We start from the raw sequence: 25,856 nt of genomic DNA, 5'->3' as shown, positions 1-25,856 counted from the left end.
TATCATGAAAATTTTCAAAAATATATTTCTAGCGATTTGTGCTCTGTTTTTAATGCAGTCATGTGTAGTTTCCGAGAAACCTAATATTGATTATTTTTCGGGAAAAGATTTTAAAGGAGCAAAATTTGTAAGTATTAATGTTCCAATGTTTTTGGCAAAACCTTATATTAAGAGAGCATTGAAGGAAGAGGGAGAAAGTGAAGAAGTGATGAGGTTAATCAAAAAAGTTTCAAAAGTAAAAGTTTTAGCCATCGAAAATGGGGATAAATCGTTACTTAAAGAATATGCTAAATATTTAAATGATAATAATTACGAAGATTGGGCGACAATAAAACATGATGGTGATAACGTAAATGTAAGAGTAAAACAAAAAGGAAATGCCATCAAAAACATGCTCATTACAGTAAATTCTGATAGAGATTTGGTTTTTGTAGATGTAAAAGGAAATTTTACGCCAAAGGATATCTCAAAAATGATTAATTCAGCTACTGATAAATAATTAATTCATCACCAAACACTTATTTATTATGGAGGAAAAACTCATCCGAGAAATACGTATCTTAAAAATATATACCGTTTCGCTTACCGTTGTGTGTATCCTAGTTTTCTTTTTTGGATTTAAAAACCAGAAAACCAGTCAGCGATTTGAAGAAATAGATGTAGAACGAATCAATATCATGGAAAAAGACGGTACGCTGAAAATGGTGATCAGTAATAAAAACCGTCAGCATCCTGGAATGTTCAATAATAAAGAATTGAAACCGCGGGAAAGAGAAGCTGGAATGATTTTTTTTAATGAGCTTGGAGATGAATGCGGAGGACTTGTATATGGCGCTGATGAAGAAGGTTCGGGAATGGTGTATTCCGTAGATCAGAGAAATACAGACCAGATTATGCAGCTTCAGTATATGGAAGGAACCGGCAATAAAAAGAACAGAACCTATGGTCTTAAGCTTTGGGACAGGCCGGATGACTTTCCTTTAGAAGATATTATGAGATTTGAGGACTCTTTGAAAAAACTCAATGATCCTGTTGCCTCAAAAAAAGCATATGCAAAGCTTAGAAGTGAAGGAAAAATTACACAGGAAAGGTTTTTTGCCGGAAAAACAGCTGATGGCGACGTAGGACTTTTTATTAAAGATACCAAAGGAAATGTACGTCTTAAGATATATGTTGACAAAAACAATCAGACCCATATAGACAAGCTGGACGAAAGCGGAAAGATTATTCAATAACTCTGAAAACAAGTAGTTTCATATACTAAACTTATTTTGTACCGTAACCGTTCTGCTAAAAAGGACGGTTTTTTTGATTTAAGTTATTGATTATTAAATTTTATTTAAACTATCAAAAAGGATTTTCATATCTCACAAAAATAGTCTAATTTTGCAAAGAAAGTAAAGATGTCTATTCATAACAAAATTGTAGAGACAGCCATCACTTTCGATGACGTTCTTCTAGTCCCTTCTTATTCAGAAGTTTTACCTAATCAGGTTTCATTAAAATCAAGACTTACCGACAAAATTACGCTGAATGTGCCGATCGTTTCTGCTGCAATGGACACAGTTACAGAAGCCGATTTAGCGATTGCTTTGGCTAGAGTTGGAGGTTTAGGTTTTATTCATAAAAATATGACAATTGCTGAGCAGGCTGCACAGGTGAATCGTGTAAAGCGTTCAGAAAACGGAATGATCTCCGACCCTGTTACCCTTTCAAAAGATCACACATTAGGTGAGGCTAAAGAGACGATGTCTAAATATAAAATCTCAGGTCTTCCTGTTGTAGATTCTGAAAATGTATTGATCGGTATCATTACAAACAGAGATGTAAAATATCAGGAAAATCTTGATATGAAGGTTGAAGAGATTATGACAAAAGATAATCTGATTACTTCAGATAAAAATACTAACCTTGAAAAAGCTAAAGAAATTCTTCTTAAAAATAGGGTTGAAAAATTACCTATCGTAGATGCGGAAAATAAACTGGTTGGATTGATTACCATTAAAGATATCGATAATCAACTAGAATATCCAAATGCAAACAAAGATCAAAACGGACGTCTTATTGTAGGAGCAGGAGTAGGAGTAGGAGAAGATACAATGGATAGAATTGAGGCTTTGGTAAAAGCTGGAGTTGATATTGTAGGTATTGATTCTGCTCATGGACATTCTAAAGGTGTTTTAGATAAAATTGCTGAAATCAGAAAAGCTTATCCTGATTTGGATATTGTTGGTGGAAATATTGTAACTGCCGAAGCTGCAAAAGATTTAATTGAAGCTGGTGCTAATGTTCTAAAGGTAGGTGTTGGTCCTGGTTCTATCTGTACAACGAGAGTTGTTGCCGGAGTAGGGGTTCCTCAATTATCGGCGATATATAATGTTTATGAATATGCTAAATCTAAAAATGTCGCAGTAATTGCTGACGGAGGAATTAAGCTTTCAGGAGATATCGTAAAAGCTATTGCAAGTGGAGCAGGAGCGGTAATGCTAGGTTCTCTTTTAGCCGGAACTGATGAAGCTCCGGGAGAAGAAGTTATTTTCCAGGGCAGAAAATTCAAAACATATCAAGGAATGGGAAGTCTTTCTGCTATGAAAAGAGGAGGAAAAGAAAGATATTTCCAAAGTGAAGCAAAAAAATTCGTTCCAGAAGGTATTGAAGGTAGAGTTCCAAGTAAAGGGAAATTAGAAGATGTAATCTTCCAATTAACCGGAGGTTTGAGAGCTGGGATGGGGTATTGCGGAGCTAAAGATGTTGAAGCATTACAAAAAGATACTAAAATGGTAATGATTACAGGAAGTGGTTTGAAAGAATCTCATCCACATGATGTTATTATCACTCAGGAAGCTCCAAATTATTCTTTGTAAATAATTTAAGATGCTGGAAGATTGATATTGACATTAAATTTGCATTGTAAATAAAAAAATAAAGCTTTCAGGACTACTGAAAGCTTTGTTTTTATAACGATATAGTTATAATATATTTTATTTTTTCACAAATTTAAACTCGTGAATCTGTGAATCTTTTGTTATTACCCGGAGTAAATAAACTCCTGCTGTAAGTGTTGAAACATTAAGTTTTTTATCAAATATTCTATCTTGAATAAGCTGCCCTGTTGTATTATAAACCTGAATAGATTTAGCGTTTTCAATTCCTGAAATACTGATGATTTCAGTTACAGGATTGGGGAAAATCTGAATCTTGGTTTTTGTTGCTTCTAGAGTGGCAAGTGAGGTAGAATGTACATCACCCGTCATGGTAGAATTGGTTCCGTTAAGGTTTCCTCCACAGTCTCCCTGTGTTATTGTTGTATTTTCTACCCAAGTGCCAAACGTATTACTAGGAGGATTATTTGCGGCATTATTTCCTGTAGAGTTATAATAAATTAAGTATGGTGTTGTGAATGTTCCGTTTCCTTCGTCGGCTAAAAATTCCCAACGGTTTAGGGTGTTATTCCATTGAATTTTGAATTCACACGTTCCTAGGCCTCCACATGGTTGTCCGTCAACAGGTGTAGTGATGTAAATATTTTTATTATATGCATCTACTCCTGTTTTTGTAAACACAAACTCCTGATTATCAAATAGATTATAACATCCTTTGAAAGTGATTGTCTGTCCGAAGGCTAAACTTCCGAGAGTCAGACCTAATAAATAAAGTGCTTTCATAAGATATTAAGTTTGTGAAGGAAAGATACCTTGTAAAGCAATAATACATTTCAGTGTAACAAACGGAGGTCTGTTTTCGTGTGGCTGGCTTCCTCCTGCTGTGTTTATCATAGACGCTTTCATTGTTGTATTAGCATTAGCATCAGAGTATTCTTTATCTAATGTTTTAGTGTCTGCAGGAAGATTTCCTGTTGGTGTATTCTGGTTTCCTTCAGAGGTTACTGCGTTTACAGTATGGGAGTGTGCAGGCATTTGTGTTACCAATAGAGTTACACTTTCTGCTCCTCCACTTTGTCCCATTGTATAGTTTGTTGCTCCTCCGGGAGCTTGTCCTTCGTGAACAAGAACTCTACCTCTCATATCGGGCAAGGCAAAAGTAGTGGTTCCGTTTCCTCCATAGGTTGTTCCAAGAAGTGCAAAAAGTGCTGTATTTTGTGCGATAGATAAGAGCTGTCCGTTACAAGGAGCCCAGTATTTGGGTACAAAGTTATAAGGTACAAAAGCGATTTGCCCAAGAAATGGTTCTGAAGCCTGAGCCTTTAATGTAGGTGTGAAAACTATACCTGCAAGACCCGCAAGTATAAATGCTATTTTTTTCATGGTAATAAGTTTAGTAACACAAAGCTACATAATATTTAAATGACTTTATTCAGAAAAATAAAAAACCTTTCGATTTTAATCGAAAGGTGTATCACAATAATGCTTTATGTTTGTTTTATTTTCTGAGTTTTTCTTTGAAGTCATCAATTCTGAAATCTGTTAAAGAATTACCTTTTTCAATTTTTTCTTTTGAATATAATCTGAAATCATTCTCTGTTTTTTCTAAAAGATAATCATAAGGTCCCACAGACGAGATTAACTTAACCAAAACAGGAGAAATTTCAAGACAGATAAATAATCCCATAATAAAAGAAGCAGCTAAAGCAATAATTGCCGAATTTTTTCCGAGTTCATCCAATGCCTGTAATCTTGCAGCAAATCCGTTAAATTTATCTTCGATAGTTTCTGTAGATTTTCTTTCCGTTTCAAGATTGGTATAAACTTTTGATATTTCTTTATCCAGATAATCTAGTCTTGGCGTAACTTGTTTTTGATAATTTTCTAAGTCTTGTCTTCGTTGTTCTTTCAGTTCCTGCTTACGTTTTGCATTAGGTCCGAAACCCTCTTTTCCACTTGTAAGATTTGATTGTTTTCCTAGAATTTCTTTTTCTAATTCAACAGCTGCAGAATCATAAGACTTTTGATATTGAGCAATTTTCTCTGAAATTTGCTTTTTTTCTGTTTCAAAAGGTCCTGATTGTTGAAGGATTCTGCCGTTCATTTCACCCTGAAGTTGTTTTTTGTTTCTTTGAATAATAGTATTCAGTTGTTTGTTAACCTCTTTTTCAAATATTTTAAGCTCTAAAGGTTTTGAAATAATGATTCCTAAAAATGTTGCTAAAATCAAACGTGGAATTGCCATTAAAATCTGATTCCACCATGTTCCGGTTTTCTTAATTGATGAAATAATGTATCTGTCCAGATTGAAAATCATTAATCCCCATAATATTCCGAATCCTATGGCTGTCCAAATATTATCGAATACTGTAAACATAGCATAGCCCGCAGAAAGTGTTGCGAAAACTGAAGTGAAAAGAACGATGCCACCAATTCCTGCAAATTTATTCCATTCACTTGGGGTTTTTCTTAGTATGTGAAGATTCGCTCCTGAGCATACTATCAGAAACTTTTGGAACCAATTAATTTTATGATTCACCTGGTTTATAGTTTGTTGTTTGTTTTTCATGATAGAAAAATTTATACAAAAGTAATACTAAAAATCGTACCATTGTTAAAGATAGTAATATGTTTTACCAAGTAACTTCATCTTTTTATTTAAATGTTTGATAATTAGAAACTTAATATTTGTTTTGTTTTAGAGAGAAAAATGAATGAAAATAATTTGTGTTTGTATTAGAAATTCATATGTTTGTGAATTATAAAATATTAAAAAGTGAAAAATATTAACAGAATCAGTGCTCTTTTGTTGCTAATGTTCTTTAGCAATGCGTTTTCTCAGAACTTAGAAAAATATTGTGGTTTTGATGAAGAACTTAGAAAAATGGATGTTAGATTCCCTGAATTGAAAAAGAAAAGGGAGGATGTAGAAACGAAGTTGAGAAAAATGGACAAACAATCTTTTCTCAATAAAGTAGGAGGTTCTACTTCTTGGAACGGATTATATACAGGGCAGGTTTATGAAATTCCTGTAGTGGTTCACGTAATAGAATCTCAGGCTGCATCAAATGCTAATTTATCTCTTACAGATCAGCAAATTATTGACTGGGTAGATAGAGCTAATAAAATGTATGCTACTACATACGGAAATGGCTTTTATCCAGAAGGACCAGGGAATGATGGAGGAAATGTGATTCCCTTTAAACTTGTTTTAGCTAAAAGATCTCCAAGTTGTACTCCAACGTCAGGAATTGTGAGATATAACGGTAGTTCACTTCCATTGTATGATACACGAGGAGTAAAAATGAATTCGTCAAGTGGAGCAACTGATTCGCAGATTAAAGCTTTGGCTCCACACTGGCCGGAAACATCATATTTTAATATTTACGTTGTAATTGGTTTTGATGGACAGCAACAAAATGCAAGTGGACTAATGGGCTATGCAAGGTTTCCAGAGATTTATGATTATTTTTATGAAAGCTTCATGAAGGTAGCAACTGTGAAAAATTTACATGATACGACACTTACCCATGAATTAGGGCATGCGTTTGGTCTGTACCATACGTTTGAAGGGATTTCGTATACAAATCAGACTTCTTGTCCGGTAAATAATAACTGTTCAACAGACGGTGATAGAATTTGTGATACTTCGCCATCTAGAAGTATGTATGGTGTTGCTGTTCCGGGTAATAATAGTATAGATCCATGTACAGGGCAAAACTATGACGGAACTCAATACAATATCATGAATTATACTAATGATGAACGTAAGTTCACGCAAGGTCAAAGAGAAAGAGCTGTTTTATTAATGATGGAGTATAGAAAAAATTTGTTAAACTCAACGGCAGGTAAAGATCCTTCGGTTGTGGTTCCTTCTCCGGTTTCTATAATAGCTTCACAGTGCAATCCGCCAAGTATCGCAAACCCTACAAATAATAATTTTGCAATTGGGGCAACCAGAGTTCAGTTTGGTTCTATCAATAGTATGACAAACGGGTATGATTCTGATGAGTCAGCTCCTCAATTCTATGAAGATTATTCTGTCGCAAACTGTATAAGACCGGCATATTATACTGATATTGCATCTGGATCGAGTACAGAGCTAAAAGTTACTTTTTCAAATGGATTTGGTCAGTCAGATAAAATGAAAGCTAAAGTTTGGATTGACTATAATAATAACGGAGCGTTTGAAGAGTCTGAATTAATTGCAAATGCTACTTCTGCGGTCTTGGCTTCAGGAGGAGAAGTGACACTTACAAATAATATAACACCACCTGCAGGAGCTGTGAAAAATGCTTATTTAAGAATGAGAGTGATGGTGGATGCTGCTACATATAATGGGGCTTCACTTCCTGATTTTACGGCTTGTTCACAATTGCAATACGGTCAGGCGGAAGATTATGCGGTAAGAATTCTAGATGTTTTAGAAACAACAGATGTTAAAAATAGATCTGAAGCCAAACTGGTTTATTTAAAATCAGAAAATAAGCTACAACTTGTAGGAGATAAAAATGATATTTTTGGAGATTACCAAATTTATGATTTAAATGGTAAACTTATTCAAAAAGGTAATTCTAAAACTAATGAAGTTCAGATAAATCAGCAACTATCAAAAGGAGTTTATATAATCAATTATTCAGATAAAAAAGAATCTAAGAAATTCTTAAACTAAATTTTAAAAGGAGCTTTCAATAAGCTCCTTTTTTTATCTAACTTTAAAATATGAAAAATAGTATTAGCCTTATCCTTTTGTGTTTATTAATGATGAACTGTCAGCCTCAGCAAAAGGGCAGGAACTTAAATACGGAAATGCAAACTGAAAACAACCCTGAATATTTTTTAGGAAGCTGGAAGTTTGTTGAGAAAATATATATTGAAGAAGGACAGGAAAAGAGTTATCCATTACAAGAATGCATGAAGAAATATACTTGGATTTTTGAAAAACAAAATGAAGATTTCTTTTTAACTAAAAATTATGCAACAGGTAAAGATTGTTCGGTCAAAAGTTCTTCAGGAAAAACTTATATTCTCATCAATGGAAGTTCTATTTTATATACGGATGGAGATTTAAAAAGGAAAGAAGACTTTGTTATGATTTCAAAAAATAAATTTTCAATTAATTATAAAGATATTTTAAACAGAAAAGTTGTTCAAATAAAAGATATTTATGAAAGGCAGTAATATTATTTTATTCTGTCGGGATTTTGTTTTAAAAAACTTTCCCAACCGGTATAAGATTTTGTATCAGAAATCGTTCCTGAATTGAAATGATGGCATACTGCGACAGCCAAACCGTCGGAGGCATCTAAGTATTTTGTAGGGAATTCTTTTAACTTCAGAAGGTTTTGAAGCATTCCTGCAACTTGTTCTTTACTTGCATTTCCGTTTCCTGTAATGGCCATTTTAATTTTCTTGGGAGAATATTCGGTAATAGGAATGTTTCTGTAAAGACTTGCAGCCATAGCAACACCTTGAGCGCGTCCCAGCTTTAACATAGATTGAACATTTTTGCCATAAAAAGGAGCTTCTAAAGCTACTTCATCCGGGTGAAACTCATCAATTAGAGCTAATGTTTTATCAAAAATGTACTTCAGTTTAGTCTCGTGATTAGGGTATTTTTTTAATAAAAGCTCATGAATGGAAATCATCTCCATTTTTCCTTTTTTTACTGAAATTATTCCGAAACCCATTACTGTTGTTCCGGGATCTATGCCTAATATTATTTTTTCTGAAATCATTTGGTCAAAGATATAACTTTCTTAAATTTAAATTGCTTCCAATTAATGCTTTGAGAAGCAAACTCATTCAAAATTTCCTTATCTTTATTCAAAATTATATAAAAATGAAAATTTTAACAAGTTTTTTAATTATTCCATCTTTTTTAGTTTGCGGTTTGTTGCAGATTAATGATTTTGGAGAAAATAAGAAACTGAACATAAGTTCAGAGATGCACTCTAGTCAGATTGGTTATCTTTTCTTTAAGGTGGAAAAAGAGGGTTCTAATGTAGAAAAAGTGACTTTGCAGGGAAAGAAATTAAGCGAAGGAAAATTAAAATATACTCCAAAGTATAACAGGGATTTAGCTAATGTAGGAGATTTCATTATTACATTGACCAATTCAGAAGGGAAGGAGATTGTGAAGCAATCTATAGAAGATCCGTTAAATCCTGTGATGGAGGTTTATGAAGAAAATATTAGCAGAAAAAAGCTCTCTCTTCAACATGCTGAATTTAGTATCAGATATTCTCATTCTAATGAAATTACGATGCTTAAAGTTGAAAAAATTACCAACGCAGGAAATCAATTATTATTAAATCAAAAACTATAATCATGAAAAAAACTTTATTTTCCTTATTAATTAGTTCTTTTTGCTTTGGTCAGGTTTTTGAAAAAGTAGCAGTTCTACAGAATGGTAGTAATGATAAGCGTATTAACATTGCTGTTTTAGGAGACGGTTTTACAGCTGCCCAACAAACAGATTTTGTAAATGCGGCTCAGAGCACGGTTAATTATCTTTTTACAAAAAGTCCTTATAAAGAGTATAAAAATTATTTTAATGCTTACGCTATTAAAGTAATTTCTACAGAGTCTGGAGTAAAACACCCAGGAACGGCTTCGGATGTTGTAGAGCCGGTCATTCCTGTTTCGAATCCTAACAACTATTTAGGTTCATCATTTGATTTTGGAGTTCACAGATGTATTTACAGTAATACAACGAATAAAGTTGCTCAGGTTTTACAAGCAAATATTCCGGATTATGATATGACCTATATTCTTGGAAATTCTACTGAATATGGAGGTTGCGGAGGAACTTATGCTTTTGCTTCTTTAAATGGGTCTTCAAATGAAATTGTAGTTCATGAATTAGGACATTCTTTTGCACAATTAGCCGATGAATATTGGTTTGCGGGGTCGGGAGAATCTCCCAACAAGACTCAAAATTCTAATACTTCAACAATAAAATGGAAAAACTGGCTAAATATTAATAGCATAGGAGTTTATCCTTATGATGAAAGCCCGACTTGGTTCAGACCTCATCAGAATTGTGAGATGAGGTATCTTAATAGAGAGTTTTGTTCCGTTTGTAAAGAAACAACAATAGAGAGAATACATTCTTTAGTTTCTCCGATTGATTCATATACTCCGGCAAACAATAGTGCAATTGACGGAACATCAAATGTAACTTTTACAGTAAACGAAATTCTGCCAATTCCCAATACTTTGGTTAATTCCTGGAAATTAAACGGAGTTACTCTTGCTTCAACAGCCAATACTTTAACGGTTACTCCCAATCAGTTAAATAACGGAAATAATACATTACTATTCTCTGTGACAGACGGAACATCTTTGGTTAAAGTGAATAATCACTCTGCTGTTCATTTTGCCAATATAACCTGGACTTTAAATAAATCTACTTTAGGAATTTCAGATGTAAAAGCTGAAGAAAGAAGATTTGGTATTTATCCGAACCCTGCAAATAATGAATTTTATATCAAAGGAAAACAGGATTTTGGAAAAGACATTAAAGTTGTTTTTTATGATGCTTCGGGAAGAATCATTCATGCAAAATTTGAATTAAAAGATTCATCAACAATATATGTGGATATTAATAGTGTTCCGTCAGGAGTTTATACTGTTAGTGTAACGGAAAATAAAACACCAATTATTTCTCAAAAAATTGTAAAAGAATAAAATTTAATTTTTCAATATTTGAAATCAGCTCATTTGGGCTGATTTTTTTATGGATTGGTTTAGCTTTTAGCTAAAAACTTTTCAGCAATGGGAACCCATTTTGTGTCATGTCGGAGCAATAATATCTTATCAACTAAAAATTTAGTTTTGTATTCTTTGCTTTTGTAAATTTCCCATGCTTTCAAATAGTTTTGAAAATCTAAATCTCTATATCCAACTGTTACATGCGGATTGAAAGAATATTTTACAAAGTTGAATTGCTGTTTTACCCTATTGAAAAGCTCAATTAACTGGTCATTATTTTCCGGTTTTATGTATAATACAGGATTTTTAGGATTAGCAAAACTTCCAAAACCATTTAACTCGATTTCAAAAGGTGTAAGGTTGGTGTCTATTTTTTGAAAAGCAATATGTATATCATTTTCCAGTTCTGCTTCTCTGCTGAAGGGTGGAAACAGCGTAATATGTGCATCATTTTTTAATGCTTTAGCATTATTATAGTTCATAGCTAAATCTTGTTTGAAAATTTTTACTTCCTCAATGATTTGCTGAGGTGGATAAATAGCTATGAAGTATAATTTTTTCATGAAAAGTTATAAATTTTGTTGGTTAAGCATTGTTTTAATCGTATCATTTTCCTTCATTTTGCTAACCGTATTTTCAATAACATCTGCAATTTTTCTGATTTCTTTGTGGGGGTTGAACACGGTTCCTAATCCGTTTTGTTCATCCGCAATATTTGATAAAATAATAACGGAAGTTTTAGTTTTAGGATAATAAATGTTTAGAGAAGGAGAGCCTTTGATGTATCCGCTGTGGAAGAAAGCTGTTGGTTTTTCCAGATTCATCATAATCCCGTAACCATAACCCATTTTCCTAAAAACAGGATGGTTTCTTTCAGAAGTTTTTGTTGTAAGCTTTTTTAAAGTTTCAGGTTTTAATATTCTTCCACCATAAAGAGCATTATTCCAAATGTGTAAATCATCTATGGTTGAAAGTATTCCTCCTGCAGGTATTCCGATATCCTTACTCGCCAATCTTTCAGGCATATTTTTAATTTTTTCTGCATTTTTAGCATTCCCAACAAATGCTCCTGCAAAATCATTTCCTCTAAAGTTTTTTCCTGTAGCAGAATGGTTCATTCCGTTTTTTTTGAAAAGTTCCATGATATTTTCGTCATATGATTTTCCCGAAACTTTTTCCACAATTTTGCCTAAAGCATTGAATCCGTCATTTGAATAATAAAAATCTGAACCGCTTTTGAATAATAATTTTCCACCAATATTATTTAATCCTGATGTGTGATTTAAAAGCTGATGAATAGTTATATTTTCATAATCTTTATTTTGAAACTCGGATAAATATTCTGAAACCTTATCTTCAATATTCAGCTTTCCTTGTTCTTCCTGAAGCAGTACCAAAACCGCTGTGAATTGCTTACTTATTGAGGCTATTGCAAAAACAGAATTGCTGTCGATTTTAGTTTTGGTTTTAAAATCAATAAACCCGTTTTCTTTTCTGTATAATTGAACAGAATCTTTAAAGACGGCAACACTTCCATTAAAATCATATTTTTTGAAAACAGAATCTATTTGTACTTTAAGAAGTTCTTTTTGGAAAGCAGTAATCGTAGAATCTATTATTTCATTTTTATTTATCTTTTTTTCGGATAAATTGTCGTGTCTGCAAGAAATAAAAGTCAATAAAACAAAAAGAAATAATAAAAGAGAGTGTTTTTTTTGTGTCATTTGGTATAAGAATAATTTTTTTTCAGTAAAATTTCAATCAAAAATATGAAAAAAACTCTTAAACTTAATTAAGCTATTCTTATGTAATGATGTGAAGTTTAATTCACGTTTTATTGTTTTTTGAAAGTAATATAAATATCGTTAAACGTTTCTTTTGTTGTGAAGAACTTCACAAATTCTTTCGGGATATAATGAACGTCATATTTGTTGAAATATAAAGAATAGTTTTTTTTTGAATTATTATTTTGAAATCAAGTCGCAAAACCAGAAAATGTACTCTTCATTTTTGTCAGAATTGGGTTTAGGGTATGTTTTCTTAATGGTTTCTCCTATTTCGAATTCAATGGGGTTTTTAAAAATTGGTCCGTCAAAAGTAAAGGAGTGAAATTCTCCATTTTCTCCGCAAGGATCAACGTTTTTCGGTAAATCTTTAATGAAATCGGCATCAATAATTCTTCCTGCAAAACTTTTATCAAGATAAGTTTCGTTCACGCAAGTTACAATGGTTTTAAAGCCTAAATCTAAAAATTCATTGATAAGAATTGAGGTGTTTTCTTTCCAGAGAGGGAAAACGGCTTTCATACCGATGGATTGCAGTTGACTTTCTCTATAATTTCTTAAATCTTCCAAAAAAATGTCTCCGAAAATGGAATGAGTAACAACACCTTGAGATTGTATTTCGTTCATGGTTTTGCCCATGATTTCACGATACTCTTCCATTGATGGTTCTTTCGGAAGTTCCATTTTAATTAAAGGAAATCCTAAACTTTCAGCCTGTTTCTCCAACAAAGAAATGTGAACTCCGTGCATAGAAATTCTTTCAAACTCTTTATTAATACTTGTCAATAACGAGGTGATATCAAACTTGTTATCTTTTAAAACTTTATATAATGCAAGGGCAGAGTCTTTTCCGCTGCTCCAGTTGAAAATGGCTTTTGGTTTCATTGATGAATAAAGGATAAAAAATATTATTTTAATGTAAAAAACTAATATAGAGGTAAATATCGTTTTTTTTGATGTAAATATCATGAAAAAGAGATTTTTAATTTTGAAGGTAGTTTTAAAAACTATTTTTTTAAGCAATGGAATTAAATATGATATTGTTAGAGAGGAGATTAAATGAAGTAAAATGTTGAAATAACTTCAAAAGTTGTCTGTTTGTATTGCAGCACACGTTTTAAAAAGTCATGTTGTGATTTGGTATAAATTAATTGTTTTTCTTTTAGTTTAATTATATAGGGTGTTTTGTGATAAATTATGAGAATATTTAATTGAGTGGTTTTTTGTATTTTGAGTTTTTATTGGTTGTTTTCGGAGTATTATTGTTTTTTTAATGAAAAATTTATATATATAAAGTGTTTTTAATATATTTGAGTGTTAAAAGCAAACTAAAATGAAAAATAAATTTTTACCAATGTTAGTTGTTCTGTCAAGTTCAACTCTTTTTTTTAATGCGATCGCATAGGTAGGTATAAATTCAAGCAATCCACAAGCTACACTTGATATTTTAAGCAAAGGGAGTACTGCTTCAACTAAAGCATTAAGAATTAATAACAATATAAGTAAAGAATTGGTTACTGTTACCGATGCCGGGAAAATGGGAATTGGTGCATCTGTACCAGACGGAACGTTACATGTTGTAACAACTGAGTCAAACGGAATGATATCTGAACGAGCAACTACAGCGGCTACCGGAGCTCCTCCATATTTAGTGTTTAGAAGAAATAATTCTGCATCTGTAGATGCAAATGGAGCGGTAGGATCGGGTAATGGTCTTGGTGCTGTAGTCTTTACAGGCAACACAGGAAATGGCTATGAAGCTAATGTAATTTCAGGAACTTCAATGATTATAGGATATGCATCAGAGAATTTCACCTCGACAGCACAAGGTTCCGAAATCAGATTTCATACAGTTCCTAATGGAACTGCAACTAGTTTGCTGAGAATGACATTAGGTAATGACGGAAGAGTTGGAATCGGAAGGGTTGCAGCTACGAATATTTTAGAAATTGCAGGGGAGGCTTCTAAGTCTACAACAGGCGGTTGGCTAGCCAACTCAGATGGGAGACTAAAAAAAGATGTTCAGCAGATTTCTGGTGAAGAAGCATTAAATAAATTATTAAAACTGAAAGGTGTTTATTACTACTGGGATGATAAAAAAACAGGAATAGAGAGACCTGATGAAAAACAGATGGGATTTATTGCTCAAAATATTCAGGAAGTATTTCCTGAAAAAGTAAGTACAGATTCTAAGGGGTATTTGCAAACAGCTTATGGAGATTATGATGCTGTAATTGTAGAAGCTATAAGAGCTCTTAACAGCAAAATAGATAAACTGGAAAAAGAAAATATAGAATTAAAGTCTAAAATTGAATCTTTAAAACATTAACAAAAATCCTCAAAGAATTTCTTTGAGGATTTTTTATTGTAATTTAATTGTAGCAATAGGTATATCTCCTATGACTACATATTTCTTCTGTACTTACCGCCCACTTCAAACAAAGCATTGGTAATTTGCCCAAGAGAACAGTATTTTACAGCATTCATCATTACTTCGAATAAGTTTTGCTGATTGATGGCTGCATGTTGAAGTTCCTTTAAGGCTTTTTCAGATTTACCTTCATTCGCTTTTTGGAAGTTATGAAGAGATGAAATCTGAGCTTGCTTTTCGTCCTCTGTCGAACGGATAACTTCTCCGGGAAGTACAGTTGGAGAACCGTCTTTTCCAAGGAAAGTATTTACACCGATGATTGGATATTCACCTGTGTGTTTCAACCATTCGTAATGCATAGACTCTTCCTGAATTTTCGAACGTTGATACATTGTTTCCATAGCTCCAAGAACACCGCCTCTTTCTGTAATTCTGTCGAATTCTGCATAAACTGCTTCTTCAACCAAATCTGTCAATTCTTCAATAATAAATGAACCTTGAAGCGGATTTTCGTTTTTCGCCAATCCTAATTCTTTATTAATAATTAACTGAATTGCCATCGCTCTTCTTACAGACTGTTCAGTCGGAGTTGTAATCGCTTCATCATAAGCATTCGTGTGAAGAGAATTACAGTTGTCATAAATTGCATAAAGCGCCTGAAGCGTCGTTCTGATGTCATTGAAATCAATTTCCTGAGCGTGAAGAGAACGTCCGGAAGTTTGGATGTGGTACTTCAACATTTGGCTTCTTTCGTCTGCTCCGTATTTCAATTTCATAGCTTTAGCCCAGATTCTTCTTGCAACACGTCCGATAACTGAATATTCAGGGTCGATTCCGTTTGAGAAGAAGAAAGATAGGTTTGGTGCAAAATCATTGATATCCATTCCTCTTGACAAATAATATTCAACATACGTGAAACCATTTGCTAATGTAAATGCCAACTGAGAAACTGGGTTTGCGCCTGCTTCCGCAATGTGGTAACCAGAAATAGAAACAGAGTAGAAGTTTCTTACTTTTTCTTTGATGAAATATTCCTGAACGTCACCCATTAATCTCAATGCAAATTCAGTTGAGAAAATACATGTATTTTGAGCCTGATCTTCTTTTAGAATATCCGCCTGAACTGTTCCACGAACGGTTGCAATTGTTTTAGCTTTAATTTCAGCATAAACATCGGCAGGAATAATTTCGTCACCAGTAATTCCTAATAATTTTAAACCTAAACCATTGTTGGAAGGTGGCAATTCTCCGTTATATTTTGGTCTTGCTAAACCTTTATCGTCAAATTTTGATTTTAAAACTTCTTCAACTTTAGATTCTAAACCATTTTCTATAATATATTTTTCAACGTTTTGGTCAATTGCTGCGTTCATAAAGAAAGCTAACAACATCGGAGCTGGTCCGTTGATCGTCATTGAAACAGAAGTTAGTGCATTCACTAAATCAAAACCTGAGTATAGTTTTTTGGCATCATCCAAAGTTGCGATAGAAACTCCTGCATTTCCGATTTTACCATAAATATCCGGTGGTAAAGCAGGGTCTTGTCCGTAAAGAGTAACAGAGTCGAAAGCGGTAGATAAACGTTTTGCAGGCATTTCCGCAGAAACATAGTGGAACCTTCTGTTGGTTCTTTCAGGGCCTCCTTCTCCGGCGAACATTCTTGTTGGGTCTTCTCCGGTTCTTTTGAAAGGATAGATTCCAGCTGTATAAGGGAAACTTCCAGGAAGATTTTCCTGACCTTTCCATTTAATCAAATCACCCCAATCGTTGTATTTTGGTAAGGCGATTTTTGGAATTCTTAAGTGGGATAAAGATTCTGTTGAGGTTTCAACTTTAATTTCTTTTCCTCTAACGAAATAAGAATAAAACTCTTCATGGAAAGCTTTTTTCGTATCATCCCAAGTTCTTAGGAAGTCAATGTTTTCCTGTTGAAGTTCTTTTTCTGCCTTTTGATATTCAGCTTCTAAGATTTCTCCGGAAATGATATTTTTAACACCTTCAATATGATACATTTTTCTGGCTAATTCTGCCTGTTTTTCAACTGCTGCATCGTATTGTCTGTTGTTTTCAACAATTTCAGAAAGGTAACGGACTCTTTTTGGAGGAATAATGGTTACTTCGTCCGTAATTTCCTGTTCAACAAATTTATTTAAGTTTAAATCAGCAAATTTTTCGTTTACTTTAGCAACTAATCTGTTGTATAACTCTGTAGTTCCGTGGTCGTTGAACTGCGATGCTTTTGTAGCATAAACAGGCATTTCGTCTAATTGTTGTTCCCATAATAAATGGTTTCTCTGGAATTGCTTTCTTACCGCCTGTAGTGCATCTAGAGCGCCTCTTTTGTCAGATTTATTTAAAGCAACCAAATCTGCATAATCCAGCATGTCGATTTTTTCCAATTGTGTAGAAGCTCCGTATTCAGGAGTCATTACATACATAGAAACATCTGCAATATCAGAGACTTCCGAGCCAGATTGTCCAATACCTGAAGTTTCTAAAATAATAACATCAGGATGAGCAAGCTTCAAAACATTTAAAGCTGAATGAATAAACGGAGAAACAGAAACGTTGTTTTCTCTCGTTGCCATCGAACGCATATAAACTCTAGAGTCATTAATGGCATTCATACGGATTCTATCGCCTAAAAGTGCGCCTCCCGTTTTCTTTTTGGAAGGGTCAATCGAAATAATTGCAATTTTTTTATCAGTATTAGAACGTAAAAAACGTCTTACCAATTCGTCTGTTAAAGAAGATTTCCCGGCTCCACCAGTACCCGTGATACCGATAATTGGAATATTTAAATCTTTTGATTTTTCGTCAATTGCTTTTACCAACTCAGGCTTATCATCTGAAAAATTTTCAACAGCAGAGATAACTTTTGCAATGCTTGTTGAGTTTTCAAAACTAATTGCATCTAAATCTTCTGTTGTTACATCTTTTCCTGTTGCGAAGTCTGATTTCTGAACCAAATCATCAATCATCCCTTGCAGACCAAGTTCACGACCATCATCAGGAGAATAAATTCTATCAATTCCGTAATCCATCAAATCTTTGATTTCTTCAGGCAGGATTACACCGCCTCCGCCACCAAAAATTTTAATTTGTGGTGAATTTTTTTCTCTTAAAAGGTCATAGATATATTTAAAATATTCGTTGTGACCCCCTTGATAAGAAGTTAACGCAATCGCATTGGCATCTTCCTGAATGGCTGTGTTTACAACTTCTTCTGCGGATTTGTCGTGACCAAGGTGGATAACTTCACATCCGGTTCCCTGAATCACACGACGCATGATATTAATCGCCGCATCATGCCCATCAAATAGTGAGGCTGCAGTAACGATTCTTACTTTGTTTTTAGGAGTATATTTTTGGGTTTCCATAAAAAAATTAGAAAAATTCTGAATTTCCAAATATAATAATAAAATAGCAACCTGTGATTGGTGTTTAATGATTTGATTATTAAAATGATAAGTATTATGAAAGAATTAAACACTTGTCAATTGAATAAATACTGAGGTAAAAATGATAACTAAAATCTCTACTTTTGCATTATATTTAATAAGTATGAAGAAAGCTTTGATATATTTTGTTTTAGGATCCGTTTTGAGTTTTTTAATTAATTACTTCTTTTATAGTTCGGAAAATCTGGGTCTTGATGTATTTTATGCTTTGGCTTTTGGTGGAGCTTGGGGAATAGCTTATTATTTAGATACTCCTAATTTTTCATTGCCACAAAAGCTGGGGATTTCTTTTGTAGTAATGGGACTTTTTGTTTTGGTCGGGACTTTATTGTTTAACCTTGAACTAGCAATTCCTTCTATATTAAAGTTTTCAACGGTGTTTGTTGCTTACTATTTAATTGCAAGTTTCCGAGGGACAAAATCTTTACGAAATTAATGTAGCATTATAATACTGATATATACTAATATTAGCAACATAGATATCAATCCTATGAAGTTTACGATAAACAATAGGATTCCGTTGATAATACTTACACTTTTTTTAGTGCCATAGGTTTTGCGATGTGCTTTAAAAAAATAGAGTGAAGTATAAATAAATAATGCTATCGTTGTGAGTGTGTAAACGGCATTGAATATAAAATAATCTGGTAAGAAGGAATAAATTCGATTAATTATAGTAAATATTAGGGTAGAGAGTAAAAGAAATGAAAAATAATGGAGAGTGAATATTCCATGATCGAAATACCACCATTTTTTCTTATCGTGAAATAACCATAAAAAGAAGGCAAAAACAGGTAAGTATACAAAAATTGCTTTAGGCAAGGTGTGAATAATTGTTTCTTCTGTCTTTTTTAAGATTTCGGTATTTGATAAGCCTTTGTTTTTAAGCTCTACATACTTTTTTAAAGCTGGTTTTAAAAATAGAATCTTTCTGTTTTCAGGAAGTCTAGTTATAGAATCAAGTTCTTCCAAATTTGCAACATCAATTGATATACCTTTATTGCGACTGGTTGTTCTGCTTTCTGTTTCTTTAGCTAGAGAATCTTTTTCTATATTTAATTCCTTTTTTACTGTCTGTACAGTATTTTCAGATAATGTCCCTGCTTTTTGAAGTTCCTCTATCGGTTTTATTATTTGATTGCTTTGCTCTTTTGCAAGACTTGTTTGATCGATTTGTCCCGCATCTTTGTCGTTTGAACTAGGAAGTAAATTAGGTAAAAAGAATGTGATAAAACTTATGAAGATATAAAGCTTTACAGGAGGAACAAACTTTTGTCTTTTACCTTCTAAATAAGTTGTGGTAAGTTGTCCAGGCTTGAAAAGTAGTTTTTTTATTGTTCCCCAGAATTGCCCATCATAATGTGTGAAATCCTCAATAAAGTGTGAGAATAAATAATGGAAGGGTTGTCTTGTTTGAATATTTTCTTGTCCGCAATGTGGACAGAATTTTTCTTCTACAAAATGTCCGCAATTAAGACAATCTTTTTCTTCTCTTAAATTACCGTGGCTCATAGTTGTTTAGCTTTTTGAGCAAATATAATTATTTCGTAAAATAAAATAACTCAAACAGTAATTTTTTGATAGAATATGCTATGTTGATAATAAAATAAGAGCTTAGGGAACTAAACTCTTTATTTTTTTCATGTGTGTTTTTAGAATCTTCTAATCAAATAATTGATTCATCTTGAAGACACTTAACAATATTTATGCCAAGAATGAAAGAGATAGTTAAAATCTATTTAATAAGTATTGCAGGGGTATTCTCCACTTTAAATGAAATATGTTTTTGCATTCTAAAAATAATTTGTACCTTTGCACACCCTTTTAGGGGTAAATTATGTTTAATCTTTAACTAAAACGTGTGAATACATTAAGTTACAAAACTGTTTCAGCGAACAAAGCTACTGCTAATAAAGAATGGGTTGTGGTAGACGCTGAAGGACAACCGTTAGGTAGATTAGCTTCTACGGTTGCAAAGATTTTGAGAGGTAAGCACAAAACTAATTACACACCTCACGTAGATTGTGGTGATAACGTAATCGTTTTGAACGCTGGGAAAGTTACTCTTTCTGGAAATAAGTGGAACGACAAGACTTATATCTGGCATACAGGTTATCCTGGAGGTCAAAAGTCTATGACTGCGGCTGAACTTCAGAAGAAAGATTCTTTAAAAGTATTAGAAAAATCTGTAAAAGGTATGTTGCCTAAAAACAGACTTGGAGCTGCTTTATTAAAGAACCTTTACTTATATGAAGGAACTGAGCACAAACATGAAGCTCAACAGCCTAAAACAATTAATGTTAACGAATTTAAATAATTAATATGTCTACAGTTCACAAAATCGGAAGAAGAAAAACTTCTGTAGCAAGAGTTTATGTAAAACCAGGTGCTGGTAATATTACTGTAAACGGTAAAGATGCTAAAGAATACTTCTCTACAGATGTAATGGTTTACAAATTAAACCAACCATTTATCCTTTCTGAAACTGTTGGTCAGTATGACGTTACCGTAAACGTATTCGGTGGTGGAAATACAGGTCAGGCAGAAGCTATCAGATTAGGTATTTCAAGAGCTTTATGCGAAATCAATGCTGAATTCAGATTAGCTTTGAAACCAGCTGGTTTACTTACAAGAGACGCAAGAATGGTGGAAAGAAAGAAGCCAGGTCAGAAAAAAGCAAGAAAGAGATTCCAATTCTCAAAACGTTAATTTTCAGACTTCAGATACAGGATTTCAGATTTGGGATTTTTTTCAATCGGTTATCTTTTATCTAAAATCTATTTATCAAAACAAAAAAATTGCCCGTTACGTTTAGCATCCAAACGCTTCTCCCATCTAAAGAAGTTGTTGATTGTTTAAAAGACGGAAAGTAAACTAACAAAAACAGAAAACATGGCAAAAGCAAATGTAAAAGACCTTCTAGAGGCTGGTGTACACTTCGGTCACATGACGAGAAAGTGGAACCCAAATATGGCTCCATACATTTTTATGGAGAAAAATGGTATTCACATTGTAGACTTACATAAAACAGCAGTTAAATTAGACGAAGCTTGTAACGCTTTAGAAAAATTAACTTCTGCAGGTAAAAAAGTTCTTTTCGTAGCTACTAAAAAGCAAGCGAAAGAAGTTGTTGCTAAACACGCTTCTGAACTTAATATGCCTTATATTACAGAAAGATGGCCAGGTGGTATGTTAACAAACTTTGTTACTATCAGAAAGGCTGTTAAAAAAATGAACTCCATCGACAAAATGAAAAAAGATGGTACGTTCGAAACTTTATCTAAAAAAGAAAGATTACAGGTAGACAGACAAAGAGCTAACTTAGAGAAAAACTTAGGTTCTATCGCTGACATGGTTCGTCTTCCTTCTGCAATCTTCGTTGTAGATATCATGAGAGAACACATCGCTGTAACTGAAGCTAAGAAATTAGGTATTCCAGTTTTCGGTATTGTTGATACAAACTCTGACCCTAGAAAAGTTGACTTCGTTATCCCAGGAAACGATGATGCTTCTAAGTCTATTGATATGATTTTAAGCGTAGTTGCTGAATCTATCAAAGAAGGTCAGTCTCAAAGAAAAGCTGATAAAGAAAAATCTAAAGAAGAAGGAGAAAAAGTATCTGCTGATAAAGATGCTGATTTCGATGTTGAATAATTAAAGGTTTTCTTTACTATAGAAAAATCCGCTAAACAAAAAGTTTAGCGGATTTTTTATTTATACTTAAAGGTTGTGGTTTGTATTTATTATTTTAAATTTTTTCTAGTTAGAAAGTGTAACATTATACGATGATGTAATGTATTTTGTTTTCTGATAAACAGAGTTACAAAGCATTCCTGAAAGGTTGTAATTTTGATTTTTCATTACCATTGCAGAACCTATTTTACCTGCGCCAATCGGAATTTTTTTGAAATAATTATTTCCGCTAATAGTAAGAACCATATTACATCTTGAGTTGTTTTCTACTGTAATCGATGTTTTTGGGCTGTCTGAAGAGTCATTTAATAAATCAGTTAAAACTTCGGCAGTTTCAGATTTATATGTCTTAATAAGAGTCTGATATTCTCTTTCGGTCTGAGACATAGAATTGTTACCTGTTGTACTTGTACTGGTTCTTGGATATTGATTTCTGGCAGGGTAATTAGAGTTATAATTAATGCTACAACTGCTTAAAGAGAGTAATGATAGGATGATTCCGGAAAAATTTATTACTTTTTTCATGTGTAACTTTTAAAATGCAAATTTAAGCCTTACTTTTTAGATGAAGTCTTTTTTTCTACAGGATTGTCTAAGGTTATAAATACCCCTTTTTTTATTTCTTTTTTAGAACTGTATACCAAGTCGCAAACATTGCTCGTAAGAGTGTATTCTCCCTTTTTTATAACAATGAAATTTTCATCATGTGCAGGAACGGCTAAATTATAAAAATCTTTGCCCTGAATTCTTATAATAATATTACAATCTGAATTGTTTTTACATAAAAGTATTGCTTCTTTACTGCTAACATCTTCATTGAACATTGTATTCAGCAGTTTCACTGTTTTTTCCTTATGTTCCTGAGAGTTTTCTGTTATTAAACGTTTAAACTCCTCCGCATCTTTTGAGTTTCTCATTACACTATTCGGGATATCTGTAATGACAGGACGAGCTTCCATGGGTTTGGCATTTTTGGCTCCTTTTGTCCATGCCTGATTTTTTAGAGCAATTAGTTTGGGTTTTAATACACTTCTTTTAGGATCTTCTGGATGCGCTGTTTTTAGAAACGCCTCAATTTCTGCAATATTGGTACTTTTAAGGATGTTCTTAAATTTTTTTTGACCATAAGACATACTTGATAACGTTATAAAAAATAACGAAATAATCAGACTTGGCTTTTTCATTGTGTGTTCTTTTTTAGATATAATTTATATCTATTGATTTTATTTATAATATTTACACATTATAAATATATTTTATGTGTTTTTTTATTTAAAAATTAATTGATTCTAAATTTGATGTAAGTTATTGTCTTTCCTTTTGCTGAAAATAATTCTTCGTAATATGTTCTGATGTCTCTTAAATGGGGAGTATTTGGGTCGTATTCCAGAGCACCATAAATATCGTGATGGGCTGTAATGATTTCATATCCTGCACCCTGTAAGAAACCTAAAGTATAACCGTGTAAGAATTCAGAATCGGTTTTTAGGTGTATAATTCCGCCTGGTTTCAAAAATTTTTTATATCTGTTTAAAAAATCAGGGTGGGTAAGTCTATGCTTAGTACGTTTGAATTTAATTTGAGGATCAGGGAAGGTGATCCAGATTTCATCAACTTCATTTTCGCCAAAAAAGTAATCAACAAGTTCAATTTGAGATCTTAGAAAAGCAACATTATTCATTCCGTTTTCAACAGCTTCTTTTGCTCCAAACCAAAATCTGGCTCCTTTGATGTCAATACCTATAAAGTTTTTTTCAGGGAAAGTTTTTGCCAATCCCACTGAATATTCTCCTTTTCCACAACCTAGCTCTAGAACAATAGGGTTTTCATTTTTAAAAAAATCTTTTCTCCAATTTCCCTTAAGTTCAAAGCCATTTAAAGCTTCATCTCTTGTTGGTTGTATTACATTTGGTAATATTTTGTTTTCTGCAAATCTTGCTAATTTATTTTTGCCCATGTTAAATAATGAAATCGTGCAAAAATAGCGAAAATAGAGCAATTTTTACTGCTTTTAACCCTAAAAACAGCATGATATAAATTACATTGAAAGAGTTGTTACTTCTTTGCAGAGCTTCCTAAAGCAACGATAAGAGGTTTCTGGATTGTTTTCTGAGAAGCATATTGTGCGCCACAAACAATACTTGTAAATAGATAATCTCCTTTTTGTATCACAATAGAATTGTCACCGTGTGCGGGTACCGGAAGCCTGTATTTTGTTGTTCCTATACCTTCCATTCTTACAATAATGTTGCAATCAGATTTGTTCTCGATCATTACGATACATTCTTTGGCATTGGGATCATTATCAAATAAGGAATTTAAAATTTTTACTGTTTTGTTTTTGTGTTCAATTTCATTTCCTCCCATTAGCATATTGAATTCTGACGCTTCTGTATCCGGAATCGCGGCTACGGTCTTAGTGACAGCCGGAGTGGCAACATAAACATTTTGAGGAGCACTAGGTGTGTAAACAATTGCAGACTGACCTACCTGCAATTCTCTCTGATATTTTGCAATTTGTTTTTGTTTGATGTTGGCATTCATTTCATCAAAAGTAATTTTTGTAGAAGGTCTTCTTTTCAACAATGCGAGCCATTCTTGCATTTGTTTTACTTTTGAGTCGTTGGGAGGTGCATTTTTGATATACTCCTTCATCATATCCATCACTCGGGGTTTTAGGACAGATCTTCGTGGGTCATCAGGATGTGCATCTCTTAAAAAAGCATTTATTTCATAAATACTTTTGCTTTTTAGAATATTACTATAATCTTTCCCCCTTTGCTGAGCAGAAAGATTTATAAATAAGACTGCACTAAAGAGTAGAAGTATTTTTTTCATTCACACTAATTTAAATTAAGGATGATTTTTTTTCTTAATTTGTGTTTAGGTTATTAATGCTTAAAGTTCTAACGATAAACGGTTATTTTTATTTTAAATATTAGTATCAGCTAAAATTAAGCATATTTCCAATATTTAAGCAAAATGTGCACCATAAATATTTATGATACACATTCTTTATTTTATTATTTAATTCCTTTATTTGATAATTTCCTGAAGATGAGAGTTTTTCAATCTTTTCTGATAAATTGGTAAATATTTTTCTATAGGAATTTTTACCGCTTCAAAGTTACCGGAATTAATGTATGGTTCTATATTTTCGGAACTGTAAACAAACTGAAGGAAGTTGTCTATCAGGTTTTCAGGGATTTTAAAGGATTTAAAATAATCTTTTCCTAAATAATTTTTGATTTGGGTGATGGAACTATTCATTTTTTCATAAGCAATATAACGCTGCTTTTTCTTTCTCTCACCGGAAAGAATATCATAAATGCTTTCTAAACTAAAGGTAAGACCTCCGTCTCGAAGTCCTGCAACTGGAAGTTCTGGCGGATTTCCATCACCTTTTGGCTCAGGGAGACCAATTACTTTTTTAATTGCTAATCCTTTGTCTTCTTTTCTTATAGAGTTTACGTCATATCTTAGATTTCCGGTTGGTTTGAATCTGCTAATAACGACTTCCTGAATATCATGATAAGCAATTTTCAGTTCTATAAAACTTCGTGTTTCAAACATTTTTGGGGTAAGTTTTATATTCTTTCTTTCAGTTACAATAGATGTAAAACGAATGATATCACCGGGTTCTGCCTGAAGATTAAAAACTCCGTTATAATCACTAAGAACCGTTTTTTGAGTATTAAGATTTGTAACGTATATCTGATTAAGATATAAAACAGAATTGTCCCTTAGAAATACCTCTCCGGAATATATTTGTGCATTAACTTTTGCAAGAAAAGCTAATAACAATAGAGTAATAAGTTTCTTCATATAATAGGCAAAATTACGTAGAAATCAATGAATTTATACCTATTTAATTAGTGAAAAGAGGTTAAAATTATATTAAACTTTTTTGTCAAACTGTTAATGAATGTTATAAGAATTCAATTCATTA

At 32.8% G+C, this 25,856-nt stretch carries 26 protein-coding genes; 12 read left to right on the top strand and 14 right to left on the bottom strand.

Features of this window, described 5'->3' with window-relative positions; genetic code table 11:
- Positions 1-4: 4 nt before the first annotated feature.
- The 3 genes from OH806_RS03620 to guaB all read left to right on the top strand — a co-directional run bounded on the left by OH806_RS03620 (position 5) and on the right by guaB (position 2,864).
- Entirely contained in the window at positions 5-499 is a 495-nt protein-coding gene (locus OH806_RS03620) for a DUF4252 domain-containing protein (protein ID WP_264742294.1), read from the top strand.
- Between the two features lie 28 nt (positions 500-527).
- Complete coding sequence (locus OH806_RS03615) at positions 528-1,235, top strand: hypothetical protein (RefSeq protein WP_264742293.1); 708 nt, start codon at positions 528-530, stop codon at positions 1,233-1,235.
- Between the two features lie 168 nt (positions 1,236-1,403).
- A complete protein-coding gene (gene guaB / locus OH806_RS03610; RefSeq protein WP_264742292.1) occupies positions 1,404-2,864 on the top strand; it encodes an IMP dehydrogenase in 1,461 nt (486 codons plus the stop codon).
- A 117-nt stretch (positions 2,865-2,981) separates the two neighbouring features.
- Here the strand turns inward: guaB and OH806_RS03605 are convergent, their stop codons facing one another.
- The 3 genes from OH806_RS03605 to OH806_RS03595 form a co-directional block, all read right to left on the bottom strand.
- Entirely contained in the window at positions 2,982-3,665 is a 684-nt protein-coding gene (locus tag OH806_RS03605; RefSeq protein WP_264742291.1) for a T9SS type A sorting domain-containing protein, read from the bottom strand.
- A 6-nt stretch (positions 3,666-3,671) separates the two neighbouring features.
- Positions 3,672-4,265 carry a phage tail protein gene (locus OH806_RS03600; RefSeq protein WP_264742290.1) on the bottom strand — a complete coding sequence of 198 codons (594 nt, stop codon included), beginning with the start codon at positions 4,263-4,265 and terminating at the stop codon, positions 3,672-3,674.
- Between the two features lie 115 nt (positions 4,266-4,380).
- Complete coding sequence (locus OH806_RS03595; protein WP_264742289.1) at positions 4,381-5,451, bottom strand: DUF4407 domain-containing protein; 1,071 nt, start codon at positions 5,449-5,451, stop codon at positions 4,381-4,383.
- 207 nt (positions 5,452-5,658) lie between these two features.
- Here OH806_RS03595 and OH806_RS03590 point away from each other — a divergent pair, with 207 nt between their 5' ends.
- Both OH806_RS03590 and OH806_RS03585 read left to right on the top strand, forming a co-directional pair.
- Positions 5,659-7,554 carry a zinc-dependent metalloprotease gene (locus tag OH806_RS03590; RefSeq protein WP_264742288.1) on the top strand — a complete coding sequence of 632 codons (1,896 nt, stop codon included), beginning with the start codon at positions 5,659-5,661 and terminating at the stop codon, positions 7,552-7,554.
- 50 nt (positions 7,555-7,604) lie between these two features.
- Positions 7,605-8,063 carry a lipocalin family protein gene (locus OH806_RS03585; RefSeq protein WP_264742287.1) on the top strand — a complete coding sequence of 153 codons (459 nt, stop codon included), beginning with the start codon at positions 7,605-7,607 and terminating at the stop codon, positions 8,061-8,063.
- A 2-nt stretch (positions 8,064-8,065) separates the two neighbouring features.
- Here the strand turns inward: OH806_RS03585 and ruvC are convergent, their stop codons facing one another.
- On the bottom strand, positions 8,066-8,620 hold the full coding sequence (ruvC, locus tag OH806_RS03580) for a crossover junction endodeoxyribonuclease RuvC (protein WP_264742286.1): 555 nt from the start codon (positions 8,618-8,620) through the stop codon (positions 8,066-8,068).
- Between the two features lie 104 nt (positions 8,621-8,724).
- Here ruvC and OH806_RS03575 point away from each other — a divergent pair, with 104 nt between their 5' ends.
- Positions 8,725-9,210, top strand: coding sequence for a hypothetical protein (locus OH806_RS03575; RefSeq protein WP_264742285.1), 486 nt, complete (start codon positions 8,725-8,727; stop codon positions 9,208-9,210).
- A gap of 2 nt (positions 9,211-9,212) precedes the next feature.
- Positions 9,213-10,574 (top strand): T9SS type A sorting domain-containing protein, encoded by a 1,362-nt coding sequence (locus tag OH806_RS03570; protein WP_264742284.1) that lies wholly within the window; start codon positions 9,213-9,215, stop codon positions 10,572-10,574.
- A 59-nt stretch (positions 10,575-10,633) separates the two neighbouring features.
- Here OH806_RS03570 and OH806_RS03565 read toward each other — a convergent pair whose 3' ends face one another.
- From OH806_RS03565 to OH806_RS03555, 3 genes are all read right to left on the bottom strand, one after another.
- The gene (locus OH806_RS03565) at positions 10,634-11,161 is read right to left on the bottom strand and encodes a 2'-5' RNA ligase family protein (RefSeq protein WP_264742283.1); all 528 of its coding nucleotides are present in this window, start codon (positions 11,159-11,161) and stop codon (positions 10,634-10,636) included.
- Between the two features lie 6 nt (positions 11,162-11,167).
- A complete protein-coding gene (locus OH806_RS03560) occupies positions 11,168-12,322 on the bottom strand; it encodes a serine hydrolase domain-containing protein (protein WP_264742282.1) in 1,155 nt (384 codons plus the stop codon).
- Between the two features lie 240 nt (positions 12,323-12,562).
- Positions 12,563-13,267 carry a Dph6-related ATP pyrophosphatase gene (locus OH806_RS03555; protein WP_264742281.1) on the bottom strand — a complete coding sequence of 235 codons (705 nt, stop codon included), beginning with the start codon at positions 13,265-13,267 and terminating at the stop codon, positions 12,563-12,565.
- Between the two features lie 625 nt (positions 13,268-13,892).
- Here OH806_RS03555 and OH806_RS03550 point away from each other — a divergent pair.
- Complete coding sequence (locus tag OH806_RS03550; protein WP_264742280.1) at positions 13,893-14,711, top strand: tail fiber domain-containing protein; 819 nt, start codon at positions 13,893-13,895, stop codon at positions 14,709-14,711.
- 74 nt (positions 14,712-14,785) lie between these two features.
- On the opposite strand, the gene OH806_RS03545 is transcribed toward OH806_RS03550, so the two are convergent.
- Positions 14,786-18,133: a methylmalonyl-CoA mutase family protein gene (locus OH806_RS03545; protein ID WP_264742279.1), complete on the bottom strand. Its 3,348-nt coding sequence runs from the start codon at positions 18,131-18,133 to the stop codon at positions 14,786-14,788.
- Positions 18,134-18,317: 184 nt separating this feature from the next.
- Here OH806_RS03545 and OH806_RS03540 point away from each other — a divergent pair, with 184 nt between their 5' ends.
- The gene (locus OH806_RS03540; protein WP_264742332.1) at positions 18,318-18,650 is read left to right on the top strand and encodes a hypothetical protein; all 333 of its coding nucleotides are present in this window, start codon (positions 18,318-18,320) and stop codon (positions 18,648-18,650) included.
- Here the strand turns inward: OH806_RS03540 and OH806_RS03535 are convergent.
- On the bottom strand, positions 18,647-19,726 hold the full coding sequence (locus OH806_RS03535; RefSeq protein WP_264742278.1) for a DUF3667 domain-containing protein: 1,080 nt from the start codon (positions 19,724-19,726) through the stop codon (positions 18,647-18,649). The genes OH806_RS03540 and OH806_RS03535 overlap by 4 nt on opposite strands.
- Before the next feature lie 349 nt (positions 19,727-20,075).
- On the opposite strand from OH806_RS03535, the gene rplM reads away from it, so the two are divergent.
- The 3 genes from rplM (at position 20,076) to rpsB (ending at position 21,868) form a co-directional block, all read left to right on the top strand.
- Complete coding sequence (rplM, locus tag OH806_RS03530) at positions 20,076-20,531, top strand: 50S ribosomal protein L13 (RefSeq protein ID WP_072961855.1); 456 nt, start codon at positions 20,076-20,078, stop codon at positions 20,529-20,531.
- Between the two features lie 5 nt (positions 20,532-20,536).
- Positions 20,537-20,923, top strand: coding sequence for a 30S ribosomal protein S9 (rpsI, locus tag OH806_RS03525; protein WP_027381189.1), 387 nt, complete (start codon positions 20,537-20,539; stop codon positions 20,921-20,923).
- A 183-nt stretch (positions 20,924-21,106) separates the two neighbouring features.
- Entirely contained in the window at positions 21,107-21,868 is a 762-nt protein-coding gene (gene rpsB, locus OH806_RS03520) for a 30S ribosomal protein S2 (RefSeq protein ID WP_264742277.1), read from the top strand.
- A 105-nt stretch (positions 21,869-21,973) separates the two neighbouring features.
- On the opposite strand, the gene OH806_RS03515 is transcribed toward rpsB, so the two are convergent.
- The 5 genes from OH806_RS03515 to OH806_RS03495 form a co-directional block, all read right to left on the bottom strand.
- Entirely contained in the window at positions 21,974-22,432 is a 459-nt protein-coding gene (locus tag OH806_RS03515; RefSeq protein WP_264742276.1) for a DUF6759 domain-containing protein, read from the bottom strand.
- Between the two features lie 29 nt (positions 22,433-22,461).
- Positions 22,462-23,091, bottom strand: a complete 630-nt coding sequence (locus tag OH806_RS03510; protein ID WP_264742275.1) for a DUF6759 domain-containing protein — start codon at positions 23,089-23,091, stop codon at positions 22,462-22,464.
- Positions 23,092-23,186: 95 nt separating this feature from the next.
- Complete coding sequence (trmB, locus tag OH806_RS03505; protein ID WP_264742274.1) at positions 23,187-23,864, bottom strand: tRNA (guanosine(46)-N7)-methyltransferase TrmB; 678 nt, start codon at positions 23,862-23,864, stop codon at positions 23,187-23,189.
- Between the two features lie 98 nt (positions 23,865-23,962).
- On the bottom strand, positions 23,963-24,745 hold the full coding sequence (locus tag OH806_RS03500; protein ID WP_264742273.1) for a DUF6759 domain-containing protein: 783 nt from the start codon (positions 24,743-24,745) through the stop codon (positions 23,963-23,965).
- A 198-nt stretch (positions 24,746-24,943) separates the two neighbouring features.
- The gene (locus tag OH806_RS03495) at positions 24,944-25,732 is read right to left on the bottom strand and encodes a hypothetical protein (protein ID WP_264742272.1); all 789 of its coding nucleotides are present in this window, start codon (positions 25,730-25,732) and stop codon (positions 24,944-24,946) included.
- Positions 25,733-25,856 lie beyond the last annotated feature (124 nt).

Source organism: Chryseobacterium oryctis (assembly GCF_025971925.1).
In the GTDB taxonomy this organism is placed as follows: domain Bacteria; phylum Bacteroidota; class Bacteroidia; order Flavobacteriales; family Weeksellaceae; genus Chryseobacterium; species Chryseobacterium oryctis.
Note: the sequence above shows the minus strand (reverse complement) of the source record. Positions and strands in the feature narration are given on the sequence as shown.

Excerpts from the sequence above, each read along its gene's own strand:
- OH806_RS03620 (WP_264742294.1), top strand. The coding sequence starts at position 5 with ATGAAAATTTTCAAAAATATATTTCTAGCGATTTGTGCTCTGTTTTTA.
- OH806_RS03615 (WP_264742293.1), top strand. The coding sequence starts at position 528 with ATGGAGGAAAAACTCATCCGAGAAATACGTATCTTAAAAATATATACC.
- guaB (WP_264742292.1), top strand. The coding sequence starts at position 1,404 with ATGTCTATTCATAACAAAATTGTAGAGACAGCCATCACTTTCGATGAC.
- OH806_RS03605 (WP_264742291.1), bottom strand. The coding sequence starts at position 3,665 with ATGAAAGCACTTTATTTATTAGGTCTGACTCTCGGAAGTTTAGCCTTC.
- OH806_RS03600 (WP_264742290.1), bottom strand. The coding sequence starts at position 4,265 with ATGAAAAAAATAGCATTTATACTTGCGGGTCTTGCAGGTATAGTTTTC.
- OH806_RS03595 (WP_264742289.1), bottom strand. The coding sequence starts at position 5,451 with ATGAAAAACAAACAACAAACTATAAACCAGGTGAATCATAAAATTAAT.
- OH806_RS03585 (WP_264742287.1), top strand. The coding sequence starts at position 7,605 with ATGAAAAATAGTATTAGCCTTATCCTTTTGTGTTTATTAATGATGAAC.
- ruvC (WP_264742286.1), bottom strand. The coding sequence starts at position 8,620 with ATGATTTCAGAAAAAATAATATTAGGCATAGATCCCGGAACAACAGTA.
- OH806_RS03575 (WP_264742285.1), top strand. The coding sequence starts at position 8,725 with ATGAAAATTTTAACAAGTTTTTTAATTATTCCATCTTTTTTAGTTTGC.
- OH806_RS03570 (WP_264742284.1), top strand. The coding sequence starts at position 9,213 with ATGAAAAAAACTTTATTTTCCTTATTAATTAGTTCTTTTTGCTTTGGT.
- OH806_RS03565 (WP_264742283.1), bottom strand. The coding sequence starts at position 11,161 with ATGAAAAAATTATACTTCATAGCTATTTATCCACCTCAGCAAATCATT.
- OH806_RS03560 (WP_264742282.1), bottom strand. The coding sequence starts at position 12,322 with ATGACACAAAAAAAACACTCTCTTTTATTATTTCTTTTTGTTTTATTG.
- OH806_RS03555 (WP_264742281.1), bottom strand. The coding sequence starts at position 13,267 with ATGAAACCAAAAGCCATTTTCAACTGGAGCAGCGGAAAAGACTCTGCC.
- OH806_RS03545 (WP_264742279.1), bottom strand. The coding sequence starts at position 18,133 with ATGGAAACCCAAAAATATACTCCTAAAAACAAAGTAAGAATCGTTACT.
- OH806_RS03540 (WP_264742332.1), top strand. The coding sequence starts at position 18,318 with ATGAAGAAAGCTTTGATATATTTTGTTTTAGGATCCGTTTTGAGTTTT.
- OH806_RS03535 (WP_264742278.1), bottom strand. The coding sequence starts at position 19,726 with ATGAGCCACGGTAATTTAAGAGAAGAAAAAGATTGTCTTAATTGCGGA.
- rpsI (WP_027381189.1), top strand. The coding sequence starts at position 20,537 with ATGTCTACAGTTCACAAAATCGGAAGAAGAAAAACTTCTGTAGCAAGA.
- rpsB (WP_264742277.1), top strand. The coding sequence starts at position 21,107 with ATGGCAAAAGCAAATGTAAAAGACCTTCTAGAGGCTGGTGTACACTTC.
- OH806_RS03515 (WP_264742276.1), bottom strand. The coding sequence starts at position 22,432 with ATGAAAAAAGTAATAAATTTTTCCGGAATCATCCTATCATTACTCTCT.
- OH806_RS03510 (WP_264742275.1), bottom strand. The coding sequence starts at position 23,091 with ATGAAAAAGCCAAGTCTGATTATTTCGTTATTTTTTATAACGTTATCA.
- trmB (WP_264742274.1), bottom strand. The coding sequence starts at position 23,864 with ATGGGCAAAAATAAATTAGCAAGATTTGCAGAAAACAAAATATTACCA.
- OH806_RS03500 (WP_264742273.1), bottom strand. The coding sequence starts at position 24,745 with ATGAAAAAAATACTTCTACTCTTTAGTGCAGTCTTATTTATAAATCTT.
- OH806_RS03495 (WP_264742272.1), bottom strand. The coding sequence starts at position 25,732 with ATGAAGAAACTTATTACTCTATTGTTATTAGCTTTTCTTGCAAAAGTT.